Here is a 24472-nt window from a genome sequence, read left to right on the forward strand (position 1 = left end):
ATTTCGATGTTTGCGGCGGGCGGGTGCCCGTGTTTACGGTCGTGGACACCGCTCACATTTCCCCAACCCCATTTCGAGGACGCATTTCATGAAGCAGTCTGCTGCCAAGACCCTCGGTGTCGCCGCTCTCGGTGCCGCCTTCGCCGCCACGGGCGCGGGCGCCGCGAACGCGGCCCCGGCGGTCCCGGACGCGACCGGGACGCTGGACTCCGTCACCAGCGCGCTCCCGGCGCAGAACGTCTCCCAGGCGCTGCCTGGTGCCCAGGCGGCGGTGGCCCAGGGCAAGCCCGCCCTCGAACGCGGTCTCTCCTCCGTGCAGCCGTCCGCCCGTGCGCTCGCCGACGGCCCGTCCGCGCCGGTCGCCGGACTGCTCGGCGGTCTGCCGGTGCAGTCGACCCTGCCCACGCACGGCCTGCCCGTGAACGGCATGCCGATCGGCTGAGCCGCCGCCCTTCGAACGCGCCGATGGGGCGCACCCCCGGGCAGGGGGTGCGCCCCATCGGCGTACCTGCGGGAAGGGGCTCACCAGGCGGTGCGGGCCGCCTTGTCCTCGGAGGGCAGCAGGATCCACAGCGCTATGTAGAGCAGGAACTGCGGGCCCGGCAGCAGACACGAGAGCAGGAAGATCACGCGCATCGTGGTCGCGGAGGTGCCGAAGCGCCGCGCCAGACCGGCGCACACGCCGCCGATCATGCGGCCGTGGGTGGGGCGGACGAGGGCGGACATGTGCGGCTCCTTCGTGAGCGTCGGTGGGGGCGGCCTCTTGGCGGCTGCCTCATCTGCCTTCCACGCTACGGAGACGAAGGGGGCAAAGCGTCGCTCTACGGTGCGATCCCGACCCTGGGAAACGTCGGGGTCCGACCCTGAACCGCTTCCTCCTGACGGATGGCTGCCCGTTCACTCCGCTCGGACCTGCGGCGGAGCCGGGAGCGGGCCGCGGGGACGACCGCGAGGTGGGCGAGGCCCACACCCGCGGTGTTCAGAAGCACCGAGTCGACGTCCGGGACCCGGCCCGGCACCCCGGTCTGCAGCAGCAGGATGCCCAGGGAGACCAGCGCACCCGCGGCGACCGTACGGACGAACGAGGCGAACGGGAAGGCCCAGAGCCTGCCGTGCGCCATCGGGAGCAGTACGCCTAGTGGCGCGAGAAGCCCGACGCCCTCACCGATGCGGCGGGCCGCCTCCGGCCGGCCCAGGGCCAGGTCGGCGCGGATGCCGGCGAACGGATGCAGGTTGGGGGGCATCACCCAGGGCACGTCCAGCGGGCGCAGCGTGAACCAGGCGACGAACGCGAGGTGTGCGACAAGGAGGACACCCCCTGCCACACGGATACGGATCGCGGCGCTGTCGCCGATGGAGCCTTGACGCTGCACGCCCCCGTAGACGCCGCCCGCGGCGGGATCGGTTCCGGCTTGCCCGCAGGTACCTGCATGAGGCTTGCGCCACACGCCCCTTTCACGGCTCGTTCACCTCCGGGGCGCCCCTCCGGCTCACTCGCGTACGTCAGCCGCCCGTGACCCCGCTCGACGGCGGCTGCTCGGTGCCCGGACGGGAGCGGACCTCGTCCGTGCACTCGTAGCGGAGCAGGGGCTCCTTGCCGGGACCGCCGAGGATGACCGAGCCGTCGCCCTGGGCCGCCGCCGAGTCGGAGAACGTGCAGACGACCTGGGCCAGCGCGAAGGACGTGAGGTCACCGGGCGGACTGCTCAGCCGGAGCGTGTCGTCGGGGTCGCCGGAGCGGGGGCCGCTCACGGTCATGCCGCCGCGTACGTCCGTGGTGTACCCGGCCTCCTTCTCCGCGGCCGACGGCGTGGCCGCGAGCTGGTCGAGCAGCCCCTGCGCCACCAGCACCCGCCGCCGCGAGTCCGGGGAGCCGTCCGGGACCCGAACCGTCCGGTCCACGGCGACCAGCGAGGAGCCGCACAGCAGGAACACCTGCACCGGCAGCCCGCGCGACGCCTGGGTGGAGACCTCCGGCTCGGTCGGCGAGCACTGCACCTGGGAGGGCGCCGCCCCGAAGTCCGTGGGCACCTCCGTGGAGCGGATGCCGCAGCCGGTGAGCAGCGCGGCCAGGACGGGGAGCGCCAGCAGACGTCGTACGGTCATGAGGCGTTCCCGTTCTTCCCCGTGTCCTTCTCGGACTCCTCCGTCAGCGCCGACGCGTCCCGCGGCAGCCGCAGCGTGAACACCGCACCCCCGTCGGGGGAGTTGGCGGCGATGATCTCACCGCCGTGGATATGGGCGTTCTCCAGGGCGATGGACAGGCCCAGGCCGCTGCCCTCGGAGCGCGGCCGGGACGCGCTCGCCTTGTAGAAACGGTCGAAGACGTGCGGCAGGACGTCCTCGGGGATGCCCGGCCCGTGGTCGCGCACCGCGATGACGATCCGGTCGTCCTCGGGCCGCACCGACACCCGCACCGGCGACCCGCCGTGCTTGAGCGCGTTGCCGATCAGGTTGGCGAGGATCACGTCCAGGCGGCGCGGGTCGAGGCGGGCGTGGAGGCCGCGCTCGGCGTCCAGGTCGACCGCGTCCAGCCAGGCGCGGGCGTCGATGCAGGCGGTGATCTGGTCGGCGAGGTCGACGTCGTCCAGGACCAGCCGTGCGGTGCCCGCGTCGAAGCGGGTGACCTCCATGAGGTTCTCGACGAGGTCGTTGAGCCGCCGGGTCTCGCTGACGACGAGCCGTACGGCGGGCTCGATCATCGGGTCCATCGACCCGTTCTCAGCCTCCAGCTCCTCCTCCAGGATCTCCGTCACGGCGGTGATCGCGGTGAGCGGCGTACGGAGTTCATGGCTCATGTCGGCGACGAACCGCCGGGACGCCTCGTCCCGTGCGGCCATGTCCTCGACCCGCTTCTCCAGCGCCTCGGCCGCGTAGTTGAACGTCCGTGACAGATCGGCGAGTTCGTCGGTCCCGGACACCCTGAGCCGGGTGTCCAGCCTGCCCTCGCCGAGCCGGCGGGCGGCGGCCCCGAGCCGCTGCACGGGCTTGAGCACGGTGGAGGCGGCGGCCTGCGCGAGCAGCGCCGAGCCGACCAGCGCCAGCCCGGTGGCGATCCCCAGCGACCAGGCCAGGGAGTTGAGGTCCTTGGCCTCCGGCTCCAGCGACTTGAGCATGTACCCGGTCGCCCCGCCGTCGATCACCCTCGTGCCCGCCACCAGGTACGGCGTGCCGTGGACGACGACGCGCTGCCAGTACAGGTGGTACGCGTACTTGTTGCCCGAGTCGACCTGCTGCTTCTTGTTCACGGCCGCGCGCAGCGGCTCGGGCACGTCCCGCAGCGAGAAGCCGTCCAGGCCGCCCGAACTGCCGTAGACCGTCCTGCCGTCGGCGTCCTGCGCGACGAGGATCACGCTGAAGCGCTGGCTGCTGTTCGCCATCTGGCCCGCGGTGTGCTGCAGTTCGTCCTGCGTGGGGTGCGCGGTCAGGGTGCCCGCCCGGGTCTGCATCGCCTGCCGGAAGTCGCCGAGCACCGCGTCCTGGGTGCGGGTGAGCACGGCCTCGCGGTTGAGCCAGTAGGCGATCCCGGACGCGGACACGGCGGCGGTGAGCGCCACCAGTCCGAAGACGACGACCAGGCGCAGCCGCAGACTGGTGAAGCGCAGCCGTGAAAGATGTCCCTTGCGGGTCGCGGCCCAGCCGCGAACCCCCCCCTGCGCAGTTGTCACTGAGGAGTGTCCAGCCGGTAGCCCACGCCCCGCACGGTACGGATCAGCGTCGGGGACGACGGCACGTCCTCGACCTTGGCGCGCAGCCGCTGGACGCACGCGTCCACCAGCCGGGAGTCGCCCAGGTAGTCGTGCTCCCACACCAGACGCAGCAACTGCTGCCGGGACAGCGCCTGGCCGGGCCGCCGGCTCAGCTCCAGGAGCAGCCTGAGTTCGGTCGGTGTGAGCTGCAGGTCCTCGCCGTTCTTGGTCACGGTCATCGCCGCGCGGTCGATGACCAGGCTGCCGAAGCTCGCCGCGTCGGTCGACTCGCGGTCCCCGCGCCGCAGCACGGCCCGGATCCGGGCGTCGAGCACCCGTCCCTGGATCGGCTTGACCACATAGTCGTCCGCGCCGGACTCCAGGCCCACGACCACATCGATGTCGTCACTCCGCGCGGTCAGCAGAATGATCGGCAACTGGTCCGTGCGCCGGATGCGCCGGCACACCTCGAACCCGTCGATGCCGGGCAGCATCACATCCAGCACGATCAGGTCCGGCCGTTGCTCCCGCAGGAGCTTCAGACCGTCCTCACCGGTGGCAGCGGTGGCAACCCGGTGTCCCTGGCGCGTAAGAGACAGCTCCAGGGCCGTACGGATGGCGTCGTCATCCTCGATCAGCAACAGGGTAGGCACGCGCTCATTCTGGCCCATGGTGGGTCGGGGTTTCGACTCCTGCCGCGGACCTGTATGCCTGCGTGCCCGTACCGCTCTCCTCTGTGACCGCGCTGTGTCTTCCCGATGGCCGACCCCTGTGACAGGTCTGTGACAGTCGGCGGACACCGCCATGAAGGTGCGCGGGCAAGCTTCTCGGCACAGGCAAGGAAGCACCGCAGAGATCCACCGCCTGAGCAAGCCGAACACCGGAAGTCCACGACGGGGGGCGCGAGATGAACATGCTGCACAGCACGAGCACCAGCGCAGTGATCACGCGCCTGCACGATGTGAACGGGGGCCGGGGTTCTGAGAAGTCCGGTGCCGTGAGCGGGCGGGGGTGCGCTCGCGGCGCCGGGCGTCAGCACACCGCGTACATGACGGTGGTTGACAACCTCACGGGGGAAACGCACGGGGGAAGCGCGTACAGGGAGGACACGGGGGAGCGTCGTTCGCTGTCGGAGGCGGAGTTCACCGCCTACGTCCAGGAGCGCCGCGCCTCCCTGTACGCCACCGCCTACCACCTGACCGGTGACCGCTTCGAGGCCGAGGACCTGCTGCAGAGCGCGCTGTTCTCGACGTACCGGGCGTGGGACCGGATCAGCGACAAGGCCGCGGTCGGGGGCTACCTCCGCCGCACCATGACGAACCTGCACATCAGCGCGTGGCGCCGCCGCAAGCTGAACGAGTACCCGACCGAGGAACTGCCGGAGACGCCCGGCGACACGGACGCGATGCGCGGCACGGAGCTGCGCGCGGTCCTGTGGCAGGCGCTCGCCCGCCTCCCCGAACTCCAGCGCACCATGCTGGTCCTGCGCTACTACGAGGGCCGCACGGACCCGGAGATCGCGGAGATCCTCGACATCAGTGTCGGCACGGTGAAGTCCAGCATCTGGCGGTCGCTCCGCCGGCTGCGCGAGGACGAGGTCCTCAGCTTCGGCCGTGACGAGGAGGACGCCTTCGGGGAGCTCGTCGCCTGAGGGTTGGGGGGAAGCAAGTAACGGGGGAAGTACGGGGGAAGTACGGGGGAGCGGTAACCGGGGGGACCCACGGGGGTTCATGGGGGAAGCACCGAGGGGGAACGGGGGAGAGCGGGACTGGAGGGCCGGGGGGTCCGTCCAGTCCCGCTTTCTGTTGTGTGCTCCCGCTGCCGTGCTCCCGTTCTCGTGGGTGCCGTCAGCGTGAGGGAGTCGCCGCGGGGCGCCGGCCCACCGCGGCCGCGGCCAGTCGGCCCAGGGCCTCGTCCCGGTCGCAGGCGTGGGCTCCGAGTGCGGTCTGGCGGGCGATGATCGAGCGTTCCTGGCGCATCAGGCGCCAGCCGCGGCGCAGCAGGAACGGGACCGACTTGCGGCCCTCCTTGAGGTCCCGCAGGAAGCGGCGGCGGAAGGTGCGGACCGGGCCTCGGTTCAGGCACAGCGCGTCGGCCAGCAGTCCCAACTCCCGGCAGCGCTCGACGATCTCGGCCGCGAAGATGCCCTCCGCTATGAACAGTGGTGTCCGGCCGATGTCGACGGCCTCCTCGCCGGTGCGGGCGGAGAGGGAGATGTCGTAGACGGGGACCTTCGTACGGCCGGTGCGGCACAGCTCCGCGATCGCGGCGACAGCCGTGTCCGTGTCCCAGGAGTCCGGGTGGTCCCAGTCGATGTCGGAGCTTGCCGCCACCAGCGGCAGCGTCGGGTCCTCGCCCTCCTTGTAGAAGTCGTCGAGGCGCAGCACGGGAAGCCCGGAGCGGGCGGCGACAAGGGACTTGCCCGAGCCCGAGGGGCCGCAGAGCAGCACGACGCGGGCGGCGGCGGGGAGATGGATGCTCACGGGACACCAGTTTGACGTATTCCGTACGTCCTGCCGACCCCGCGGGTCGGCTTTGGTGTGCGCATCACATCTCAACTACCCTTCGTGTCGACCTGATTACTCAGCGAATCCAAGGTGACTACTGCAATGGCACGACACGCTTCCCCCTCCAAGCCGCACGCCCGGCGCGCCCTGATCGCCCTCGCCACCGTCTCGGCGGCACTTGGCGCGAGCGCGGCGACGGCGTCCGCGGACTCCACCGCGGCCGTGAAGGTGCCGCTGTCGCCGGCCACCGCGGCCGACGCGCTCGGCAAGCTCGACCCGCAGAAGAGCCTCCAGGGCCCGACCGGCCAGGTGCGGTCCGTCACCGGCTCCGTTCAGGGCCTCAAGCGGGGCGCCCTCACCCGCAACACCGTCGGCCCGACGGACAACCACATCGCCGGCCCGCTCTCCGGACTGGCCGCTCTGAGTCAGGAAAGCCCGGTCGGTTCGGTTCCGGCGGCGCTGGAGACGGCCGCCATGCTGCTGGGCGGCCCTCGGGTGGTCTGAATCCGGCCCGCGCATGACAGAGCCGCGTCTTCCCCCGACGGGGGAGGGCGCGGCTCTCAGGTTTGCCTGATCGTTGATCAGGCGGTTCGGCCGAGGTGGGTGACCATGATGTGGATCACGTCGTTGTCGATGATGTACAGCACCCGGTAGTCGCCGACGTGCCAGCGGCGAAGATCGGGGGAGCCGTAGGGGATGGAACCTGGCGGGCGTGGGTCGGTGGCCAAGGCGTCTACGGCCTCGTATACGGCGGACAAGCCGGCTGGGTCCTCCTTGAGGAACCGCACGGCCGTGCTCGTGGCACCGGGCTCCCAGATGATCTCGTAGGCCACTTACCGCAGCCCCAGCATCCGGCCGACTTCCTCGTGAGGGATGCCCGGTTCGAGCGTTCCCTCTGCCTTGCGCCGCTGGTAGTCCGCGAACACCAGGGCGTCTTCGAGATCCTCTATCACCTGCGGCGATACGAGGAGAGCGGCCACGTGTCCGTGATCGGTGAGGGCGATGGTCTCGCGGCCGTGGGCGGCGCGGCGGACCAGGTCGCCGAGCTGGGAGCGGGCTGCGCTGATGGCGATCTCTACCATGCGCACATGGTGACACAAGATTACTCTAGTGTGCAATTCATATGACTATAGGCCTGCATGGCTCACCTCGGCAGGAGAGCCGCGCCTCCCCCGGACGGAGGAGAGGCGCGGCTCGGCTGGTGAGGGCTCAGTACGCCGAGCCCGACGCGCCCAGCGACCCCGTGGGGTGCCAGACCGTCTTCGTCTCCAGGAACGCCGTCATGCGGTCGGTGCCAGGCGTCGCCGACCAGTCGGCTTCATCCACAGGCTGTGGACGGAGAACCCGCTTCAGGTTGTCCGCCGCCGCGATCTCCAGCTCCTTCGCCAGGCCGTCGTCGTTGCCGGCGCCGGCGAGGTCGATCGCGTTGACGTCCTGGTGCGCGGCCAGTGGTGCCGCGATCTCCGCCGTACGGCCGGAGAGGACGTTGACGACGCCGCCGGGCAGGTCCGAGGTGGCCAGCACCTCGCCCAGGGACAGCGCGGGGAGCGGGGACTTCTCGGAGGCCACCACGACCGCGGTGTTGCCGGTCGCGATCACCGGGGCGATCACCGAGACCAGGCCGAGGAACGACGACTCCTGGGGGGCCAGGACGGCCACCACTCCCGTCGGTTCGGGCGAGGACAGGTTGAAGTACGGGCCCGCGACCGGGTTTCCGCCGCCGACCACCTGGGTGATCTTGTCGGTCCAGCCCGCGTACCAGACCCAGCGGTCGATCGCCGCGTCGACGATGACGGTCGCCTTGGACTTGGACAGGCCTTCCGCGTCGGCCACTTCACGCACGAACTGCTCGCGGCGGCCCTCCAGCATCTCGGCGATGCGGTAGAGGACCTGGCCGCGGTTGTAGGCGGTGGCCCCTGACCACGCCCCGAACGCCTTGCGGGCGGCGACCACCGCGTCACGGGCGTCCTTGCGGGACGAAAGGGGCACGTTCGCCAGCCAGTTGCCCTTTTTGTCCGTCACCTCGTACACCCGGCCGCTCTCGGAACGCGGGAACTTCCCGCCGACGTACAGCTTGTAGGTCTTGAAGACGCTCAGACGGTTCGGTTCAGACATCGAGGTACGCCTCCAGGCCGTGGCGGCCGCCCTCGCGGCCGAAGCCCGACTCCTTGTAGCCGCCGAACGGCGAGGTCGGGTCGAACTTGTTGAACGTGTTGGACCAGACGACGCCCGCACGGAGCTTGTTCGCGACGGCGAGGATGCGCGAGCCCTTCTCCGTCCAGATGCCCGCCGACAGGCCGTACGGGGTGTTGTTGGCCTTGGCGACCGCCTCGTCCGGGGTGCGGAAGGTGAGGACGGACAGCACGGGGCCGAAGATCTCGTCGCGGGCGATCCGGTGCGCCTGGGTGACGTTCGTGAAGAGCGTCGGGGCGAACCAGTAGCCGGAGGACGGGATCTCGCAGGCCGGGGACCAGCGTTCGGCGCCCTCCGCCTCGCCCTGCTCGACGAGGGTGGTGATGCGGGAGAGCTGCTCCTCGGAGTTGATCGCGCCGATGTCCGTGTTCTTGTCCAGCGGGTCGCCGAGGCGGAGCGTGGACAGGCGGCGCTTGAGGGAGTCCAGCAGCTCGTCCTGGATCGACTCCTGGACGAGGAGCCGGCTGCCCGCGCAGCAGACCTGGCCCTGGTTGAAGAAGATCCCGTTGACGATGCCCTCGACGGCCTGGTCGATGGGGGCGTCGTCGAAGACGATGTTGGCGCCCTTGCCGCCCAGTTCGAGGGTGAGCTTCTTGCGGGAGCCCGCCACTGTGCGGGCGATCTCCTTGCCGACCGCCGTCGACCCCGTGAACGCGACCTTGTTGACGTCCGGGTGGGCGACGAGCGCGGCGCCCGTGTCGCCGTAGCCGGGAAGGATGTTCACGACGCCCTTGGGGAGGCCGGCCTGGCGGCAGATGTCCGCGAAGAACAGGGCGGACAGGGGGGTCGTCTCGGCGGGCTTCAGCACTACCGTGTTGCCGGTGGCGAGCGCCGGGGCGATCTTCCACGCCAGCATCAGGAGCGGGAAGTTCCAGGGGATGACCTGGCCGGCCACGCCCAGGGGGCGCGGGGCGGGGCCGCTGTGTCCATTCGTCGTCCTCCGGCCGAACCCAGCGTGGTCGAGCTTGTCCGCCCAGCCCGCGTAGTAGAAGAAGTGCGCGGCGACCAGGGGGAGGTCGGCGTCGCGGGTCTCCTTGATGGGCTTGCCGTTGTCCAGGGTCTCCAGGACCGCCAGCTCACGGCTGCGCTCCTGGATGATCCGCGCGATGCGGAACAGGTACTTGGCGCGCTCCGAGCCGGGCAGCGCCGACCACTTCTCGAAGGCCTTGCGGGCGGCCTTCACCGCGCGGTCGACGTCCTCGGAACCGGCCTGGGCGATCTCCGACAGCACCTCCTCCGTGCTCGGGGAGACCGTCTTGAAGACCTTGCCGCCGGCCGCGTCGGTGAACTCGCCGTCGATGAACAGGCCGTACGAGGGCGCGATGTCGACGATCGCGCGGGACTCGGGTGCGGGTGCGTATTCGAATGCCGATGCCATGGTGATCAGTCCACCGTCACGTAGTCGGGGCCGGAGTAGCGGCCGGTGGCCAGCTTCTGACGCTGCATCAGCAGGTCGTTCAGGAGCGAGGAGGCGCCGAAGCGGAACCAGTGGTTGTCCAGCCAGTCCTCGCCGGCGGTCTCGTTGACCAGTACGAGGAATTTCACGGCGTCCTTGGTCGTCCTGATGCCGCCGGCGGGCTTCACACCCACCTGCACCCCGGTCTGCGCGCGGAAGTCGCGCACGGCCTCCAGCATCAGCAGGGTGTTGGCGGGGGTGGCGTTGACCGCGACCTTGCCGGTGGACGTCTTGATGAAGTCCGCGCCCGCCAGCATGCCGAGCCAGCTCGCGCGGCGGATGTTGTCGTACGTCGACAGCTCGCCGGTCTCGAAGATGACCTTGAGGCGGGCCGCCGTGCCGCAGGCTTCGCGTACGGCGACGATCTCGTCGTACACCTTCACGTAGTTGCCCGCGAGGAACGCCCCGCGGTCGATGACCATGTCGATCTCGTCGGCGCCCGCGGCGACGGCCTCGCGCACGTCGGCCAGCTTCACGGCGATCGGGGCGCGGCCCGCCGGGAAGGCGGTGGCGACCGAGGCGACCTTCACGGAGGAGCCGGCGACGGCCTCCTTCGCGGCGGGCACCATGTCGGGGTAGACGCAGACGGCCGCGGTCGCGGGGGTCGTACGGTCCGTGGGGTCGGGGTGGACCGCCTTGGCGCCGAGTGCCCGGACCTTGCCCGGGGTGTCCGCGCCTTCCAGCGTCGTCAGGTCGACCATCGAGATGGCGAGGTCGATGGCGTACGCCTTCGCGGTCGTCTTGATGGAACGGGTGCCGAGCGAGGCGGCGCGCGCCTCCAGGCCGACCGCGTCGACGCCGGGCAGCCCGTGGAGGAAGCGGCGCAGCGTGCTGTCGGACGCGGCGACGTCAGCGAGAGCATGTGCTGTGGGTGCAGTGGTGGGCATGGTCACCAGACGAGCATATCTACGCGCGTAGCGGCTGTACACCCCGGAAGGAACGGCTCTGTGCGACGCGGGGGAGCGGCCCGCCCCTCAACAGGCGCCGGGAACTGCGCGACCAGCCACAGACAAGCCGCGCCCGCGCATGGCGTGTCCCCCCACGGTGCCTGGGCGCCACCCCGCCCACAGCCTGAGGCACAATCGGCAGCATGACGACCCCGGACCACGACTCCCCAGCACCGCCGCCCCCGGCCTCCCAGTTCAAGGACCGGGCGTACCGGTCGTCCGGGGGCATCGCCGGCGGGGTCCTGCTGCTTGCCCTCGCGGGCTGGCTGGGCATCGACGCGATCGTCTCCGGGCACGGCCGCACCCCATGGCTGGCCCTCGCCACCCTGATCCTCGTCGTGCCGCTGATCGTCGCCTTCACGCTGCGCCCCGCCGTCCACGCCAACGAGGAGCGGCTGCGCATCCGCAACCCGTTCCGCATCGTCGTGGTGCCCTGGGGGGAGGCCGCCACGCTGCGGTCCGGCTACTCCAACGAGGTCGTCGTGAAGTCCGGCGGCAAGTACCAGCTGTGGGCCGTCCCCGTCTCGCTGCGGGCGCGGAAGAGGGCGGCGCGGCAGGGGGCCAGGGCGAAGGCGGACCGGGCCGCGGATGCGAGCGGAGGGGGCCGGCGGGGCCGTCTGGGCGGTGTCTTCGGGCCCAGCGGGCTCTCGGGCGGTGCCGCGGTCCCTGAGGGGTCCCCGCGAGCCGAGAGCGACAAGGTCATGGACGACCTGCGCGAGCTGCTCGAAGCCCATGAGCAGGCGGAGACGGCGCAGGGCGAGGTGACGGTGCGCTGGGCGTACGAGATCGCGGGGCCCGCGCTGGCCGGGGCGGTACTGCTGGCGATCCTCGCGGCGACGGGCTGACCCGCACCTGATACGGCGGTCCGGGGCCCGGCCCGGGGCTGACGAGGCCACGTGGACCGCCGGGCTTTGGCCCGGGCAACTGGGATTCGGCTTGGGCTGCTGGTTTCTGGCCGGATGGCCTGGGGTTTGTTTGGGTGGTTGCTGGTTGCTGGTTGCTGGTTGCTGGTTGCTGGTTGCTGGCCTGTGCGGCTGGTCGTTGGCCTGGGCAGCTGGGATTCGGCTTGGGCCGCTGGTTTCTGGCTCGGATTGCCGGGCCCAGTCCGGGCCCGGCCCCGCTCAGGCCCCAGGTGCGGTAAAGCCCGGCCGTGGGCTCCGGGCTACCGCTTCGCGGCTTCATTCGGCATGCTCAGCTCATACCTCGGCCACGACGGCCATCCCCTACCCCGACGGAAACCAGGGGCCACTGCCGGCTCGGTGGTCCTGAGGGGCCGGGAAACGGCGACTGCGCGTTCGCGGCAGTCGCCCGCTGCCGCGGTACCCGACGGCTGCCCGCCCGCCGCGGGAAGGCACGCACACCCGCCGCCGGAGGCAGGCGCACCCGTGCGGGTGACCGAGCGCGTGATCCTGCTTGCGGCGTGGCTCAGATGCCGGCCGCCGCCGACAGGTCCCGCTTGATCGCCGCCAGGAGGTCGTTCGCGGTGGCGTGGGCCGCCGGAAGACCGGTGTGCGCGGCGACGGGGACCACGACCTCCAGGTAGCACTTCAGCTTGGGCTCCGTGCCGCTCGGGCGGACGATGACGCGGGCGCCGTCGAGCGTGTAGCGCAGCCCGTCGGTGGGCGGCAGCCTGTCGGTGCCCCGGGTGAGGTCCTCGGCCCTGGTGATGGCGAGGCCCGCGAGCTCGGTCGGCGGCTGCTCGCGCAGCCGCTCCATGGCACGGCCGATGACCGTGAGGTCCTCCACCCGGACCGAGAGCTGGTCGGTGGCGTGCAGCCCGTGCTCGACGGCGAGGTCGTCGAGGAGATCCGGCAGGGTCCGCCCCTCCTCCTTGAGCTCGGAGGCCAGCTCGGTGATCAGCAGCGCGGCGGTGATGCCGTCCTTGTCGCGCACCCCGTCCGGGTCGACGCAGTAGCCGAGGGCCTCCTCGTAGCCGTAGCGCAGGCCCTCGACGCGGGCGATCCACTTGAAGCCGGTCAGCGTCTCCTCGTACGGCAGGCCTGCTTTCTCGGCGATACGGCCGAGGAGGGACGACGAGACGATCGACTCCGCGAAGGTGCCCTGGGCGCCCCGCCGGACGAGGTGGGCGGCGAGCAACGAGCCCACCTCGTCGCCGCGCAGCATCCGCCAGTCGCCGCCGTCCTTCACGGCCACGGCGCAGCGGTCGGCATCGGGGTCGTTGGCGATGATCAGGTCCGGGTCGGTCGCGCGGGCCTGCGCGAAGGCGAGGTCCATGGCGCCCGGCTCTTCCGGGTTGGGGAAGGCGACGGTGGGGAAGTCCGGGTCGGGCTCGGCCTGCTCGGCGACCAGGACGGGCGCCGGGAAACCGGCGCGGGCGAACGCGGCGAGCAGGACGTCCCTGCCGACGCCGTGCATCGCCGTGTAGACGGTGCGGGCGGTGCGCGGGGAACCGGCGGCGAGCACCGCGTCCGTGCGGGCCAGATAGGCGTTCAGGACGCTGTCGTCGAGGATCTCCCAGCCGGCTTCCGGACGCGGCACGTCGTCCAGGGAGACGATCGCGTCGATCTCGGCGGCGATCTCCGCGTCGGCCGGCGGCACGATCTGCGAACCGTCGCCGAGATAGACCTTGTAGCCGTTGTCGCGCGGCGGGTTGTGGCTGGCGGTGACCTCCACGCCCGCGACCGCGCCGAGATGCCTTATCGCGAAGGCGAGCACGGGGGTGGGCAGCGGCCGGGGCAGTACCGCGGCGCGAAAGCCCGCGCCCGTCATCACGGCCGCCGTGTCGCGGGCGAAGTCCGCGGACTTGTGCCGGGCGTCGTAGCCGATGACGACGAGACCGCCGCGCTCTCCCCTGGCGTTGAGATACGCGGCCAGACCGGCGGCGGCACGGATGACGACCGCACGGTTCATCCGCATCGGCCCCGCCCCGAGCTCACCGCGCAGACCCGCGGTGCCGAACTGGAGGGTGCCGCTGAATCGCTCTTCGAGCTCCGCGGCCTCGCCGGCCTCGATGAGCTTGGCGAGCTCGTCGCGGGTCTCCGGGTCGGGGTCCTCGGCGAGCCATGCGTTGGCGCGGGTGAGCAGTTCGTCGTGCACGTCCGGGTCAGCCTCTCGTTGTCTCGTGGTGCGGGTCCCTGGGGGCCGCGCCCCCGGACCCCCCTTCGGCCCGAAGGGCCTCGTCCTCAAACGCCGGACGGGCTGAAAATGCCGCACCGCCCCGAGCAGTACCGCCCTTACAACCGGCCGAGCACCTGAGCGATCAACGACCCCATCCGAGTCGCCGAGTCCCGCCCGGCCTGCAGAACCTCCTCGTGGTTCAACGGTTCACCCGTCATCCCCGCGGCGAGGTTCGTCACGAGAGAAATACCCAGCACCTCGGCACCCGCCTCCCGCGCCGCGATGGCTTCCAGCACCGTCGACATACCCACCAGGTCCGCCCCGATCACCCGGGCCATCCGGATCTCGGCCGGCGTCTCGTAGTGCGGGCCGGGGAACTGGGCGTAGACGCCCTCCTCCAGGCTGGGGTCGATCTCCTTGCACAGGGCGCGCAGCCGCGGCGAGTACAGGTCCGTCAGGTCGACGAAGTTCGCGCCGACGATCGGCGAGGTCGCCGTCAGGTTGATGTGGTCGCTGATCAGCACCGGCTGCCCGGGCCGCATGCCCTCGCGCAGCCCGCCGCAGCCGTTGGTCAGCACGACGGTCTTGCAGCCGGCGGCGACGGAGGTGCGGACGCCGTGCGCGACGGAGGCGACCCCGCGGCCCTCGTAGTAGTGCGTACGGCCCAGGAAGACCAGGGCCCGCTTCTCGCCGATCTTGTACGAGCGGATCCTGCCGCCGTGCCCCTCCACCGCCGGCGGCGGGAAACCGGGCAGCTCGGTGACGTGGAACTCGGCGTCGGGTGCACCGAGGGCGTCCACGGCCGGTGCCCAGCCGGAGCCCATCACGAGGGCGACGTCGTGGGTCTCGGCGCCGGTCAGTTCGCGCAGGCGCGCGGCGGCGGCGTCGGCGGCGGCGTGAGGGTCGCCCTGGATGTCGTCCGGAAGAAGAGATGCGTTCACGCGTCGAGAGTAGCCGCTCAACGCCTACGCGCGTAGATGGCAGAGCTCACGGGATGGCGATCGTTGTCTTGTCGTTTCCAACGAAGCACGTGACACAACGGGACCTTTGCGGCCCCTGTGGTCCGACTGTGAACCTGCCGCGCTTCAGCAGGGGCGTTTCCGTAGCTCCATCACATAGTCGTGCGGAGCGCCCGCGGACTCGGCGGCATCGGCGATCTCGCCCAGATACCGCGCAGACGGCAGCCCGCCCTCATAGCCGTCGAGGACGTACGTCCACGCCGACTCCTCGCCTTCCATCGTGTGCACCCGCACCCGCATCCGGCGGTAGACGCCCAGGCCGACGCCCTCCCAGCGGTCCATGGACTCCTCGTCCAGCGGCGCGATGTCGTACAGCGCGACGAAGACCTGCGAGAACGGGTCCTCGACGATCGTCGCCAGGGCACCCTCCCAGCCCATGTGCTCGCCCCCGAACGTCAGCCGCCAGCCGTTCAGCCAGCCCGTGGCGCGCATCGGCGAGTGCGGAGCGCGGCGGGTCATCAGCCGCGCGTCGAGGTTGCCGGCGTACGCGGCGTAGAGCGACATGGGTCGAGGGTACGGCAGTCGGCACGGGCGCCCCTGACGTATCAAGGGCACCTTGCCAACCCATTGCCCCGCCCCGAGGCAGTGGCACCTTGAGCGGTGCGGGACAATGGGGTACGTGACTCGGATCGTGATCATCGGTGGCGGACCCGGCGGATACGAGGCGGCCCTGGTGGCCGCCCAGCTCGGCGCGGAGGTGACCGTCGTCGACTGCGACGGTCTGGGCGGGGCGTCGGTGCTGACCGACTGCGTACCGTCGAAGACCCTTATCGCTACGGCCGAGGTGATGACCACCTTCGACTCGTCGTACGAAGAGCTCGGCATCATCGTCGCCGACGACACCCCGCCGCTGGAGCAGGCGGCCCGGGTGGTCGGCGTGGACCTCGGGAAGGTCAACCGCCGTGTGAAGCGGCTCGCCCTCGCCCAGTCCCACGACATCACCGCCTCCGTCACCCGCGCCGGCGCCCGGGTCATGCGCGGCCGCGGCCGTCTGGAGGGCATGCAGGCCCTCGACGGCTCCCGCAAGGTGATCGTCTCCACCGCCGACGGCACCGAGGAGACCCTCGTCGCCGACGCCGTGCTGATCGCGACCGGCGGCCACCCGCGCGAGGTGCCCGACGCCCAGCCCGACGGCGAGCGCATCCTCAACTGGACGCAGGTGTACGACCTGAACGAGCTCCCCGAGGAGCTCATCGTGGTCGGTTCGGGTGTGACCGGTGCCGAGTTCGCCGGCGCCTACCAGGCCCTGGGCTCGAAGGTCACCCTCGTCTCCTCCCGGGACCGCGTGCTGCCGGGTGAGGACCCGGACGCCGCCGCCGTCCTGGAGGACGTCTTCCGCCGCCGCGGCATGAACGTCATGGCCCGCTCCCGCGCCGCCGCCGCCAAGCGGGTCGGCGACCGCGTCGAGGTCACCCTCTCCGACGGCCGTGTCATCACGGGATCCCACTGCCTGATGGCCGTCGGCGCCATCCCCAACAGCGAGGGCATGGGCCTGGAGGAGGCCGGCGTCAGGCTGCGCGAGTCCGGGCACATCTGGACCGACAAGGTCTCGCGGACGACCGCTCCGGGCGTGTACGCCGCCGGTGACGTGACGGGCGTCTTCGCCCTCGCCTCGGTGGCCGCCATGCAGGGACGCATCGCCATGTACCACTTCCTCGGCGACGCGGTGGCCCCGCTGAATCTGAAGACCGTCTCGTCCAACGTCTTCACCGACCCCGAGATCGCGACCGTCGGCTACACACAGGCCGACGTCGACGCGGGCAAGATCGACGCCCGAGTGGTCAAACTCCCGCTCCTGCGCAACCCGCGCGCCAAGATGCAGGGCATTCGCGACGGCTTCGTGAAGCTCTTCTGCCGTCCGGGCACGGGCATCGTGGTCGGCGGTGTGGTCGTCTCCCCGCGCGCCTCGGAACTGATCCATCCGATCTCGATCGCCGTCGACAACAATCTGACGGTCGAACAGATCGCGAACGCATTCACCGTGTACCCCTCCCTTTCGGGGTCGATCGCGGAGGTCGCCCGGCAGCTCCACACGCGCAAGACCGGCGGCGAAGTCTGACGGCCGAAACCGACTCCTAGCTGGTCACAGGGAGTTGTCGAGCATGCGTACGGCATAGGCGGGGCGGGTAGGCCCTATACCACTTCCCGCCCTTGTGTGCGAACAACTTCTGCTATTCGGCGCAAACAGCTGAAAGCAGACGGTCGTTGGGGTTACTGTCAGTTTCGTGTTCGCTGCAGAACGTCGCCAATTGATCCTCGAAATGGTGCGAGCGAACGGGGCCGTGTCGCTCCGTGAGCTCGCCCGCGTCGTCCAGACCTCCGAAGTGACCGTACGGCGGGACGTGCGCGCACTGGAGGCAGAAGGACTCCTCGACCGCCGGCACGGCGGTGCGGTACTGCCGGGCGGGTTCACGCGGGAGTCCGGCTTTCCGCAGAAGTCACATCTCGCGACCGCCGAGAAGACGGCCATCGCCGACCTCGCCGCCAACTTCGTGGAAGAGGGCGAGGCCATCGTGGTCGGGGCGGGTACCACCACCCAGGAGCTGGCCCGCCGGCTCGCCCGGGTCCCCGGGCTGACCGTCGTCACCAACTCCCTGCTGGTCGCCCAGGCGTTGGCCCATGCCAACCGCGTGGAGGTCGTGATGACCGGCGGCACCCTGCGCGGCTCCAACTACGCCCTCGTGGGCAGCGGTGCCGAGCAGTCACTGCAGGGGTTGCGGGTGTCCAGGGCCTTCCTGTCCGGGAGCGGGCTCACCGCCGAGCGCGGGCTGTCCACGTCCAACATGCTGTCGGCGTCCGTGGACCGGGCACTGGTGCAGGCGGCCGCGGAGGTCGTCGTCCTCGCCGATCACACCAAGCTCGGTACGGACACGATGTTCCAGACCGTGCCCACGGATGTGATCACCCGTCTTGTGACGGACGAGCCGCCGCCTCATGACGACCGGGCCGGCACGGAGTTGCAGGCTCTCGCCGACCAGGGCGTGCAGATCGCGGTGGCCGGGGCGGCCGGGAACTCGGGCGGTGATTCCGTCCCCCCGCGCCAGCCGCGCCGGGACGTGGCGCTGCCTGGGCCGCGGCGCGGTCAGGCCTCCGGCCTTCGGGCGGCAACCGTGCTTGACCCCTCCGGGGGGGAGCGGGAGCGGGCTCGGGTTGCGGATCTGCGGCGGCGTTAGGGTTTCTGCCCATTCGCCGTAGGGGTTCGTCATGTTGGGCGGGTGCGGGTGCGGGTGCGGGTTGGTTGTGGCTTGTCGCGCCCCCGCGGCGGAGCCGCAAATCGATACAGCCCCGCGGCCCCTGAAGGCCGCTGCCCTCAGGTCGGCTATGGCTCAACCGGCCCTCAGGCCCCGCAGGGTGAGGGTCAGCAAGCGGTCCGCCAAGTCCGGGTCTGCCGGTGATTCCTCCGCTGCCAAGGCGATCGCGTTGGTCAGTTGGAGAAGGTCGGTGATCGTGACGTCCTCGCGGACGTTGCCCGCTTGCTGTGCGCGACTGAGAAGGGCCGCGCCCGCCTCGTGCATCGGGCCGCTGCAGTTGGCCAGTGCCGAGGTGTCGTCGGAGGTGACGGACATCAGGGCCAGGGCCAGGCCGCGGTACTCGCCGGCGTGGGTGATGATCTCGCGGAGCCAGGTCACCAGGGCCGTGCACGGCTCGGGGGCGCCCAGGAGTGCGTGGGAGCGGTCCAGGAGGTCGCTCACCGCTTCCTCGAAGACGGCGCTCAACAGGGCGTGGCGGTTGGGGAAGTGGCGGTACAGGGTGCCGATGCCGACGCCCGCGCGCCGGGCCACGTCCTCCAGGGACGCGTCCGTGCCGTGCGCGGCGAACGCGGCGCGGGCCTCGGTGAGCAGCCGCTCGTAGTTGCGGCGGGCGTCGGCACGCATGACACGCGGGGGCGCCGGCGTCACCTCTGCGCCGCCGTTCGCCGCGGTCCCCGCCGCCGTCGTGCCCACCATGCCTCCCACCTGCCCTCGCGCGCGTCCCTGTCTGCCTCCAGCATGCCATCGAGGATGCGCGAGCGGGCCTCCCGCAGGCCGTACCCGTCTTGCCGGGCGGGAGAAGCAACGGGAAGAACGAGGCGCCCGGCGGACTGACTGCTCCAGTCCGCCGGGCGCCTCGGGATGTCGTACGGAACGACCGTGCTGCGTCAGTCCTTGATCTCGCAGATCGCGGCGCCGGAGCTGACGGACGCGCCGACGTCGGCGGACAGGCCCTTGATGGTGCCGGACTTGTGGGCGTTGAGCGGCTGTTCCATCTTCATCGCCTCCAGGACGACGACCAGGTCGCCCTCCTTGACCTCCTGGCCTTCCTCGACGGCGATCTTGACGATCGTGCCCTGCATCGGGGAGGCGAGGGTGTCGCCCGAGGCGACCGGGCCGGACTTCTTGGCGGCGCGGCGCTTCGGCTTGGCGCCGGCGGCGAGGCCGGTGCGGGCCAGGGACATGCCCAGCGAGGACGGGAGTGAGACCTCCAGGCGCTTGCCGCCGACCTCGACGACGATCGTCTCGCGGTCCGAGTCGTCCTCGGCCTCGGTCTCGGCCGGGGCGGCGAACGCGGGGATCTCGTTGACGAACTGGGTCTCGATCCAGCGGGTGTGGACCGTGAACGGCTCGCCGGAGCCGGTCAGTTCGGGCGCGAAGGCCGGGTCCTTGACCACCGCGCGGTGGAAGGGGATCGCCGTCGCCATGCCCTCGACCTGGAACTCCTCCAGGGCGCGGGACGCCCGCTGCAGGGCCTGCTCGCGGGTGGCGCCGGTGACGATCAGCTTGGCGAGCAGGGAGTCCCAGGCCGGGCCGATGACCGAGCCGGACTCGACGCCCGCGTCCAGGCGGACGCCCGGGCCGGTGGGCGGGGCGAAGGTGGTGACGGTGCCGGGGGCCGGGAGGAAGTTGCGGCCCGGGTCCTCGCCGTTGATGCGGAACTCGAAGGAGTGGCCGCGCAGTTCCGGGTCGTCGTAGCCGAGTTCCTCGCCGTCGGCGATGCGGAACATCTCGCGGACCAGGTCGATGCCGGCGACCTCCTCGGTGACCGGGTGCTCGACCTGGAGGCGGGTGTTGACCTCCAGGAAGGAGATCGTGCCGTCGAGGCCGACGAGGAACTCCACGGTGCCGGCGCCGACGTAGCCGGCCTCCTTGAGGATGGCCTTGGACGAGGAGTACAGCTCGGCGACCTGCGCCTCGGACAGGAACGGCGCCGGGGCCTCCTCGACCAGCTTCTGGTGGCGACGCTGGAGCGAGCAGTCACGGGTGGAGACGACGACCACGTTGCCGTGGCTGTCGGCCAGGCACTGGGTCTCCACGTGCCGCGGCTTGTCCAGGTAGCGCTCGACGAAGCACTCGCCGCGGCCGAAGGCGGCCACGGCCTCGCGGACCGCGGAGTCGTAGAGCTCGGGGACCTCTTCCAGGGTGCGGGCGACCTTCAGGCCGCGGCCGCCACCGCCGAAGGCGGCCTTGATGGCGATCGGCAGGCCGTGCTGCTCCGCGAAGGCGACGACCTCGTCCGCGCCGGAGACCGGGTCGGGCGTGCCGGCCACCAGCGGGGCGCCGGCGCGCTGGGCGATGTGCCGGGCGGCGACCTTGTCACCCAGGTCGCGGATGGCCTGCGGCGGCGGGCCGATCCAGATCAGCCCGGCGTCCAGGACCGCCTGCGCGAAGTCGGCGTTCTCGGAGAGGAAGCCGTATCCGGGGTGGATGGCGTCCGCGCCGGACTCTCTGGCCGCGTTCAGGATCTTGTCGATCACCAGGTAACTGGTCGCCGGGGTGTCACCGCCCAGGGCGAACGCCTCGTCCGCGGCGCGGACATGCAGAGCGTCGCGGTCCGGGTCCGCGTAGACGGCCACGCTCGCGATCCCGGCATCCCGGCAGGCCCGGGCCACGCGGACAGCGATTTCGCCACGGTTGGCGATGAGCACCTTGCGCACGATTGAGGCTCCCTCCTTGAAACAAGCCGAGTTTAGGGACTGGCTACACGGCACTACGACCCGTCCCCAGTGGTGAGCTTGCCCACACGGAGCGTGATGCGAGGCTTGCTCGACCCGGGAAATCCCTTGTCGCACCTCGGTACGCAGGACTCCTCTCGGAAACCCTAGCTCTCCCATGTGGTCAAGGTCTCTGTGAGAGCGTGCTGCGGGCCACTCGGTTTCTTTGTGGAGTCCCTACGAATGGCCCAACGAATCTTTGCCGCCCGCCGAACCCTTGTCCCAGGGTTTACCCGTTAGTAGCGTTCGCGATGTCTCGTACGTACTCGAGGTGACAACAGGGTTGTCCGACCCGCTCGGGCGGCAGTCGAAAGTGGGTGGGACCGGTGGTGCGCAGACCGGTGGCATGGGTCGTGGCGGTCGTGCTCTTCGCGGAGGCGTTCGGCATCGCGGCGCTGAACTGGTTCCTGGGGGTCGTCGTCGACCGGCAGGACATGTCCCTGGCCGGCCTCGACCCGGACATGATGTCGGCGTCCTCGAAGATCGGCGGCGTCGTCTTCGGCCTCTACTTCGCCCTGTGCGGCCTGGTCGCGCTCCTCGTGGCGGTCCGTGACCGCCCGCCGGCCGGCTTCGGGCGCATCCTGCTGATCAGCGCGGCGGTCGTGCACGGGCTGCTGGGGGCGTTCGCGTGGGGGCTGGTGGGCTGGACCGCGTTCCTGTTCATGGTGGTCGTGCTGGCCCTCATAGTGCTGCTCCTGATGACGTACGACAGCCCGGCCGAACCCAGCGACGCGGTCCCGCCCGCGGCGCCCGGCCCCGAGAACGACGGCGGCAGGGACGAGGGCGGCAAGGACGAAGGGGGCTCTCCCGTCACTTCTCCGCCGGCGCCCACAACTCCGTGATGCCGACGCCCAGCTGGGCGAGCAGCCGGCGCACGAGGGGCAGGCTGATGCCGATCACATTGCCGTGGTCGCCGTCGATGCCCTCGATGAACGGCGCGCTGCGGCCGTCGAGCGTGAACGCCCCCGCGACATGGAGGGGTTCGCCCGAGGCGACGTAGGCGGCGATCTCCTCGTCGGTGGGGTCGCCGAAGCGGACGACCGTGGAGGCGGTGGCGGACGCGTACCGCTTGTTCGCCGTGTCCCAGACGCAGTGCCCCGTCTGCAGAATGCCCGCCCGGCCGCGCATCGACTTCCAGCGGGCCGTCGCCTCCTCGGCGTCCGCGGGCTTGCCCAGGGCCTCGTCGTCCAGCTCCAGCACGGAGTCGCAGCCGATCACCAGAGCGCCGTGTGCCTCCGGCCTGGCGGCGACGACGGAAGCCTTGGCCTCCGCCAGGGCGAGGGCGAGTTCGGCCGGAGTGGGGGCGGTGACGGCGTCCTCGTCCACGCCGCTGACGATCACCTCCGGTGCGAGGCCTGCCTGGCGCAGGAGGTTCAGCCGGGCGGGGGACTGGGAGGCCAGGATGAGGCGGCGGGGCGCGTCTGTCATGCGGTCAGCGTAGCCGCGCGGTGCCACGCGGCGGAGCCGCACATCGATGCGGCGGCGGGGGTCACCTCAGGCCGATCACGACCATCGCGAGGATCATGGCCAACGCCATGAGGAGGCCGAGCCGCCGCAGCATCTCCTGGGTGTCGCGGAGTTCCTTGGGGGGCTCGTTCTCAGGGTCGGACCACAGCATGCCACCAGCGTGCGGCCAGGGCGGGGGGCCGTGCCTGAGTACGCGTACTCAAGTTTGGCCCGCAGACGTTGTTGTTCGTCTGCGGGCCCGGTGGGGGCTGGTCGCGCAGTTCCCCGCGCCCCTGAAAGATCGCGCAGTTCCCCGAGCCCCTACAGGTCCTTACCCCGGCCAGTAGGTGCGGGTCCACGCCGTCGGGCCCGGCTTCGGCAAGCGGTGGGACGCGATCCTGGCCGGGTCCGACCAGGAGTCCCTGTCTCGTGTCGCGCCGGGCGGGACGGAGGCCTCCGCCGCGGCGCGGGCGCGGACCACCGCCAGGGCGGCGGCCAGCTCCTCCGGGGTCGGGTTGCCCCGTACGACCTTGATCGTCACATCGACTCCTAGAGGGGGATGTTGCCGTGCTTCTTCGGAGGCAGGGATTCCCGCTTGGTGCGCAGTTGACGCAGGCCGCGCACGACGTGCCGGCGGGTCTCGGACGGCATGATCACCGAGTCGACGTAGCCGCGTTCGGCCGCGATGTAGGGGTTGAGGAGCGCGTCCTCGTACTCCTGGATCAGACGGGCGCGGGTCGCCTCCACATCGCCGTTCGCCTCGGCCTCGGCGATGGTGCGGCGGTGCAGGATGTTGACCGCGCCCTGGGCGCCCATGACGGCGATCTGGGCGGTCGGCCAGGCGAGGTTGATGTCCGCGCCGAGGTGCTTGGAGCCCATGACGTCGTAGGCGCCGCCGAAGGCCTTGCGGGTGATGACCGTGATCAGCGGGACCGTCGCCTCGGCGTAGGCGTAGATCAGCTTGGCGCCGCGGCGGATGATGCCGGTGTGCTCCTGGTCGACGCCCGGGAGGAAGCCCGGCACGTCGACGAAGGTGATGACCGGGACGTTGAAGGCGTCGCAGGTGCGCACGAAGCGCGCCGCCTTCTCGCTCGCGTCGATGTCGAGGCAACCCGCGAACTGCATCGGCTGGTTGGCGACGATGCCGACCGGGTGTCCCTCCACCCGCCCGAACCCGGTGAGGATGTTCGGGGCGAACAGCGGCTGCGTCTCGAAGAACTCGGCGTCGTCCAGGACGTGTTCGATCACCGTGTGCATGTCGTACGGCTGGTTCGCGCTGTCCGGCACGATCGCATCCAGCTCGAGGTCCTCGGCCGTGACCGCCAGGTCCGCCTCCTCCGGGAAGACCGGGGCCTCGGAGAGGTTGTTGGACGGCAGGTACGACAGCAGCTGCTTGACGTACTCGATGGCGTCCTTCTCGTCCCCGGCCATGTGATGGGCCACGCCGGAGGCGGAGTTGTGGGTGCGGGCGCCGCCCAGCTCCTCGAAGCCGACGTCCTCACCGGTGACCGTCTTGATGACGTCCGGCCCTGTGATGAACATGTGCGAGGTCTGGTCGACCATGACCGTGAAGTCGGTGATCGCCGGGGAGTAGACCGCACCGCCGGCGCAGGGGCCGACGACCAGGCTGATCTGCGGGATGACACCGCTGGCGTGCGTGTTGCGGCGGAAGATCTCGCCGTACGCGCCCAGGGAGGCCACGCCCTCCTGGATGCGGGCGCCGCCGGAGTCGTTGATGCCGATGACCGGACAGCCGGTCTTCAGCGCGAAGTCCATGACCTTGACGATCTTCTGGCCGTAGACCTCGCCCAGCGCGCCGCCGAAGACGGTGAAGTCCTGGGAGAAGACGGCGACCGGGCGGCCGTCGACCGTGCCGTATCCGGTGACCACGCCGTCCCCGTACGGACGGTTCTTGTCCAGACCGAAGTTCGTCGAGCGGTGCCTGGCGAACTCGTCCAGCTCGACGAAGGAGCCCTCGTCCAGCAGGAGCTCGATCCGCTCACGGGCCGTCAACTTGCCCTTGGCGTGCTGTTTTTCGACGGCGCGTGCCGAGCCGGCGTGCGTCGCTTCCTCGATACGACGCTGGAGATCCGCGAGCTTGCCCGCGGTGGTGTGAATATCGATCTCTTCCGGCTCCGACATCGGGATCGCGGCTCCCTGCCTGCTCAA

General features: G+C 70.8%; 27 protein-coding genes. 7 read left to right on the plus strand and 20 right to left on the minus strand.

The window, feature by feature from the left end:
• Positions 1 to 88: 88 nt before the first annotated feature.
• Entirely contained in the window at positions 89 to 442 is a 354-nt protein-coding gene (locus LJ657_RS07610) for an ATP-binding protein (protein WP_232647620.1), read from the plus strand.
• 80 nt (positions 443 to 522) lie between these two features.
• Here the strand turns inward: LJ657_RS07610 and LJ657_RS07615 are convergent, their stop codons facing one another.
• The 5 genes from LJ657_RS07615 to afsQ1 form a co-directional block, all read right to left on the minus strand.
• Entirely contained in the window at positions 523 to 726 is a 204-nt protein-coding gene (locus LJ657_RS07615; protein WP_232647623.1) for a PspC domain-containing protein, read from the minus strand.
• A gap of 95 nt (positions 727 to 821) precedes the next feature.
• Positions 822 to 1373 carry a VanZ family protein gene (locus tag LJ657_RS07620; protein ID WP_232647624.1) on the minus strand — a complete coding sequence of 184 codons (552 nt, stop codon included), beginning with the start codon at positions 1371 to 1373 and terminating at the stop codon, positions 822 to 824.
• 130 nt (positions 1374 to 1503) lie between these two features.
• Complete coding sequence (locus LJ657_RS07625; RefSeq protein ID WP_232647625.1) at positions 1504 to 2106, minus strand: hypothetical protein; 603 nt, start codon at positions 2104 to 2106, stop codon at positions 1504 to 1506.
• The gene (locus LJ657_RS07630) at positions 2103 to 3668 is read right to left on the minus strand and encodes an ATP-binding protein (RefSeq protein WP_232647626.1); all 1566 of its coding nucleotides are present in this window, start codon (positions 3666 to 3668) and stop codon (positions 2103 to 2105) included. Before LJ657_RS07630 ends, LJ657_RS07625 begins: the two co-directional genes overlap by 4 nt.
• Positions 3665 to 4342, minus strand: coding sequence for a two-component system response regulator AfsQ1 (afsQ1, locus tag LJ657_RS07635; protein WP_030929935.1), 678 nt, complete (start codon positions 4340 to 4342; stop codon positions 3665 to 3667). Before afsQ1 ends, LJ657_RS07630 begins: the two co-directional genes overlap by 4 nt.
• A 254-nt stretch (positions 4343 to 4596) precedes the next feature.
• Between afsQ1 and LJ657_RS07640 the strand changes: the two genes are divergently transcribed.
• Positions 4597 to 5340 carry a SigE family RNA polymerase sigma factor gene (locus LJ657_RS07640; RefSeq protein WP_232647627.1) on the plus strand — a complete coding sequence of 248 codons (744 nt, stop codon included), beginning with the start codon at positions 4597 to 4599 and terminating at the stop codon, positions 5338 to 5340.
• 196 nt (positions 5341 to 5536) lie between these two features.
• On the opposite strand, the gene LJ657_RS07645 is transcribed toward LJ657_RS07640, so the two are convergent.
• Positions 5537 to 6172 (minus strand): uridine kinase family protein, encoded by a 636-nt coding sequence (locus LJ657_RS07645; protein ID WP_232647628.1) that lies wholly within the window; start codon positions 6170 to 6172, stop codon positions 5537 to 5539.
• 126 nt (positions 6173 to 6298) lie between these two features.
• Here LJ657_RS07645 and LJ657_RS07650 point away from each other — a divergent pair, with 126 nt between their 5' ends.
• Positions 6299 to 6700: a hypothetical protein gene (locus LJ657_RS07650; RefSeq protein ID WP_232647629.1), complete on the plus strand. Its 402-nt coding sequence runs from the start codon at positions 6299 to 6301 to the stop codon at positions 6698 to 6700.
• Between the two features lie 77 nt (positions 6701 to 6777).
• Here LJ657_RS07650 and LJ657_RS07655 read toward each other — a convergent pair whose 3' ends face one another.
• The 5 genes from LJ657_RS07655 to deoC all read right to left on the minus strand — a co-directional run bounded on the left by LJ657_RS07655 (position 6778) and on the right by deoC (position 10732).
• Positions 6778 to 7029 (minus strand): type II toxin-antitoxin system RelE family toxin, encoded by a 252-nt coding sequence (locus tag LJ657_RS07655; protein WP_232647630.1) that lies wholly within the window; start codon positions 7027 to 7029, stop codon positions 6778 to 6780.
• Positions 7030 to 7278 (minus strand): type II toxin-antitoxin system Phd/YefM family antitoxin, encoded by a 249-nt coding sequence (locus tag LJ657_RS07660; protein WP_208782558.1) that lies wholly within the window; start codon positions 7276 to 7278, stop codon positions 7030 to 7032. It lies immediately after the preceding gene.
• Positions 7279 to 7405: 127 nt separating this feature from the next.
• Positions 7406 to 8311: an aldehyde dehydrogenase family protein gene (locus tag LJ657_RS07665; protein ID WP_232647631.1), complete on the minus strand. Its 906-nt coding sequence runs from the start codon at positions 8309 to 8311 to the stop codon at positions 7406 to 7408.
• The gene (locus tag LJ657_RS07670) at positions 8304 to 9767 is read right to left on the minus strand and encodes an aldehyde dehydrogenase family protein (protein ID WP_232647632.1); all 1464 of its coding nucleotides are present in this window, start codon (positions 9765 to 9767) and stop codon (positions 8304 to 8306) included. The genes LJ657_RS07665 and LJ657_RS07670 overlap by 8 nt, the downstream gene beginning before the upstream one ends.
• Positions 9768 to 9772: 5 nt before the next feature.
• Entirely contained in the window at positions 9773 to 10732 is a 960-nt protein-coding gene (deoC, locus tag LJ657_RS07675) for a deoxyribose-phosphate aldolase (protein WP_232647962.1), read from the minus strand.
• Positions 10733 to 10935: 203 nt separating this feature from the next.
• Here deoC and LJ657_RS07680 point away from each other — a divergent pair, with 203 nt between their 5' ends.
• Complete coding sequence (locus tag LJ657_RS07680) at positions 10936 to 11637, plus strand: PH domain-containing protein (protein WP_232647633.1); 702 nt, start codon at positions 10936 to 10938, stop codon at positions 11635 to 11637.
• Positions 11638 to 12217: 580 nt separating this feature from the next.
• Here LJ657_RS07680 and LJ657_RS07685 read toward each other — a convergent pair.
• The 3 genes from LJ657_RS07685 to LJ657_RS07695 all read right to left on the minus strand — a co-directional run bounded on the left by LJ657_RS07685 (position 12218) and on the right by LJ657_RS07695 (position 15393).
• The gene (locus LJ657_RS07685) at positions 12218 to 13849 is read right to left on the minus strand and encodes a phospho-sugar mutase (protein ID WP_232647634.1); all 1632 of its coding nucleotides are present in this window, start codon (positions 13847 to 13849) and stop codon (positions 12218 to 12220) included.
• A 137-nt stretch (positions 13850 to 13986) separates the two neighbouring features.
• Complete coding sequence (locus tag LJ657_RS07690) at positions 13987 to 14811, minus strand: purine-nucleoside phosphorylase (protein WP_232647635.1); 825 nt, start codon at positions 14809 to 14811, stop codon at positions 13987 to 13989.
• A gap of 144 nt (positions 14812 to 14955) precedes the next feature.
• Positions 14956 to 15393, minus strand: coding sequence for a gamma-glutamylcyclotransferase family protein (locus LJ657_RS07695; protein WP_232647636.1), 438 nt, complete (start codon positions 15391 to 15393; stop codon positions 14956 to 14958).
• Positions 15394 to 15499: 106 nt separating this feature from the next.
• Here LJ657_RS07695 and LJ657_RS07700 point away from each other — a divergent pair, with 106 nt between their 5' ends.
• Together LJ657_RS07700 and LJ657_RS07705 are read left to right on the plus strand one after the other, a co-directional pair.
• Positions 15500 to 16948 (plus strand): NAD(P)H-quinone dehydrogenase, encoded by a 1449-nt coding sequence (locus LJ657_RS07700; protein WP_232647637.1) that lies wholly within the window; start codon positions 15500 to 15502, stop codon positions 16946 to 16948.
• Between the two features lie 166 nt (positions 16949 to 17114).
• Positions 17115 to 18062: a DeoR/GlpR family DNA-binding transcription regulator gene (locus LJ657_RS07705; RefSeq protein ID WP_308117015.1), complete on the plus strand. Its 948-nt coding sequence runs from the start codon at positions 17115 to 17117 to the stop codon at positions 18060 to 18062.
• A gap of 153 nt (positions 18063 to 18215) precedes the next feature.
• Here LJ657_RS07705 and LJ657_RS07710 read toward each other — a convergent pair whose 3' ends face one another.
• Positions 18216 to 18764, minus strand: a complete 549-nt coding sequence (locus LJ657_RS07710) for a TetR/AcrR family transcriptional regulator (protein ID WP_232647964.1) — start codon at positions 18762 to 18764, stop codon at positions 18216 to 18218.
• A gap of 263 nt (positions 18765 to 19027) precedes the next feature.
• Entirely contained in the window at positions 19028 to 20800 is a 1773-nt protein-coding gene (locus tag LJ657_RS07715) for an acetyl/propionyl/methylcrotonyl-CoA carboxylase subunit alpha (protein WP_232647638.1), read from the minus strand.
• Positions 20801 to 21183: 383 nt separating this feature from the next.
• On the opposite strand from LJ657_RS07715, the gene LJ657_RS07720 reads away from it, so the two are divergent.
• Entirely contained in the window at positions 21184 to 21699 is a 516-nt protein-coding gene (locus tag LJ657_RS07720) for a hypothetical protein (protein WP_232647639.1), read from the plus strand.
• Here LJ657_RS07720 and LJ657_RS07725 read toward each other — a convergent pair.
• The 4 genes from LJ657_RS07725 to LJ657_RS07735 form a co-directional block, all read right to left on the minus strand.
• Positions 21668 to 22285, minus strand: a complete 618-nt coding sequence (locus LJ657_RS07725) for a Maf family protein (RefSeq protein ID WP_232647640.1) — start codon at positions 22283 to 22285, stop codon at positions 21668 to 21670. The genes LJ657_RS07720 and LJ657_RS07725 overlap by 32 nt on opposite strands.
• Before the next feature lie 61 nt (positions 22286 to 22346).
• Positions 22347 to 22475, minus strand: coding sequence for a morphogenic membrane protein MmpB (gene mmpB / locus LJ657_RS48065; RefSeq protein ID WP_269786181.1), 129 nt, complete (start codon positions 22473 to 22475; stop codon positions 22347 to 22349).
• 159 nt (positions 22476 to 22634) lie between these two features.
• On the minus strand, positions 22635 to 22844 hold the full coding sequence (locus LJ657_RS07730; RefSeq protein ID WP_232647641.1) for an acyl-CoA carboxylase subunit epsilon: 210 nt from the start codon (positions 22842 to 22844) through the stop codon (positions 22635 to 22637).
• Positions 22845 to 22852: 8 nt separating this feature from the next.
• Positions 22853 to 24445 carry an acyl-CoA carboxylase subunit beta gene (locus LJ657_RS07735; RefSeq protein WP_232647642.1) on the minus strand — a complete coding sequence of 531 codons (1593 nt, stop codon included), beginning with the start codon at positions 24443 to 24445 and terminating at the stop codon, positions 22853 to 22855.
• Positions 24446 to 24472: the final 27 nt, after the last annotated feature.

Source organism: Streptomyces guryensis (genome assembly GCF_021261325.1).
Taxonomy (GTDB): Bacteria; Actinomycetota; Actinomycetes; order Streptomycetales; family Streptomycetaceae; genus Streptomyces; species Streptomyces guryensis.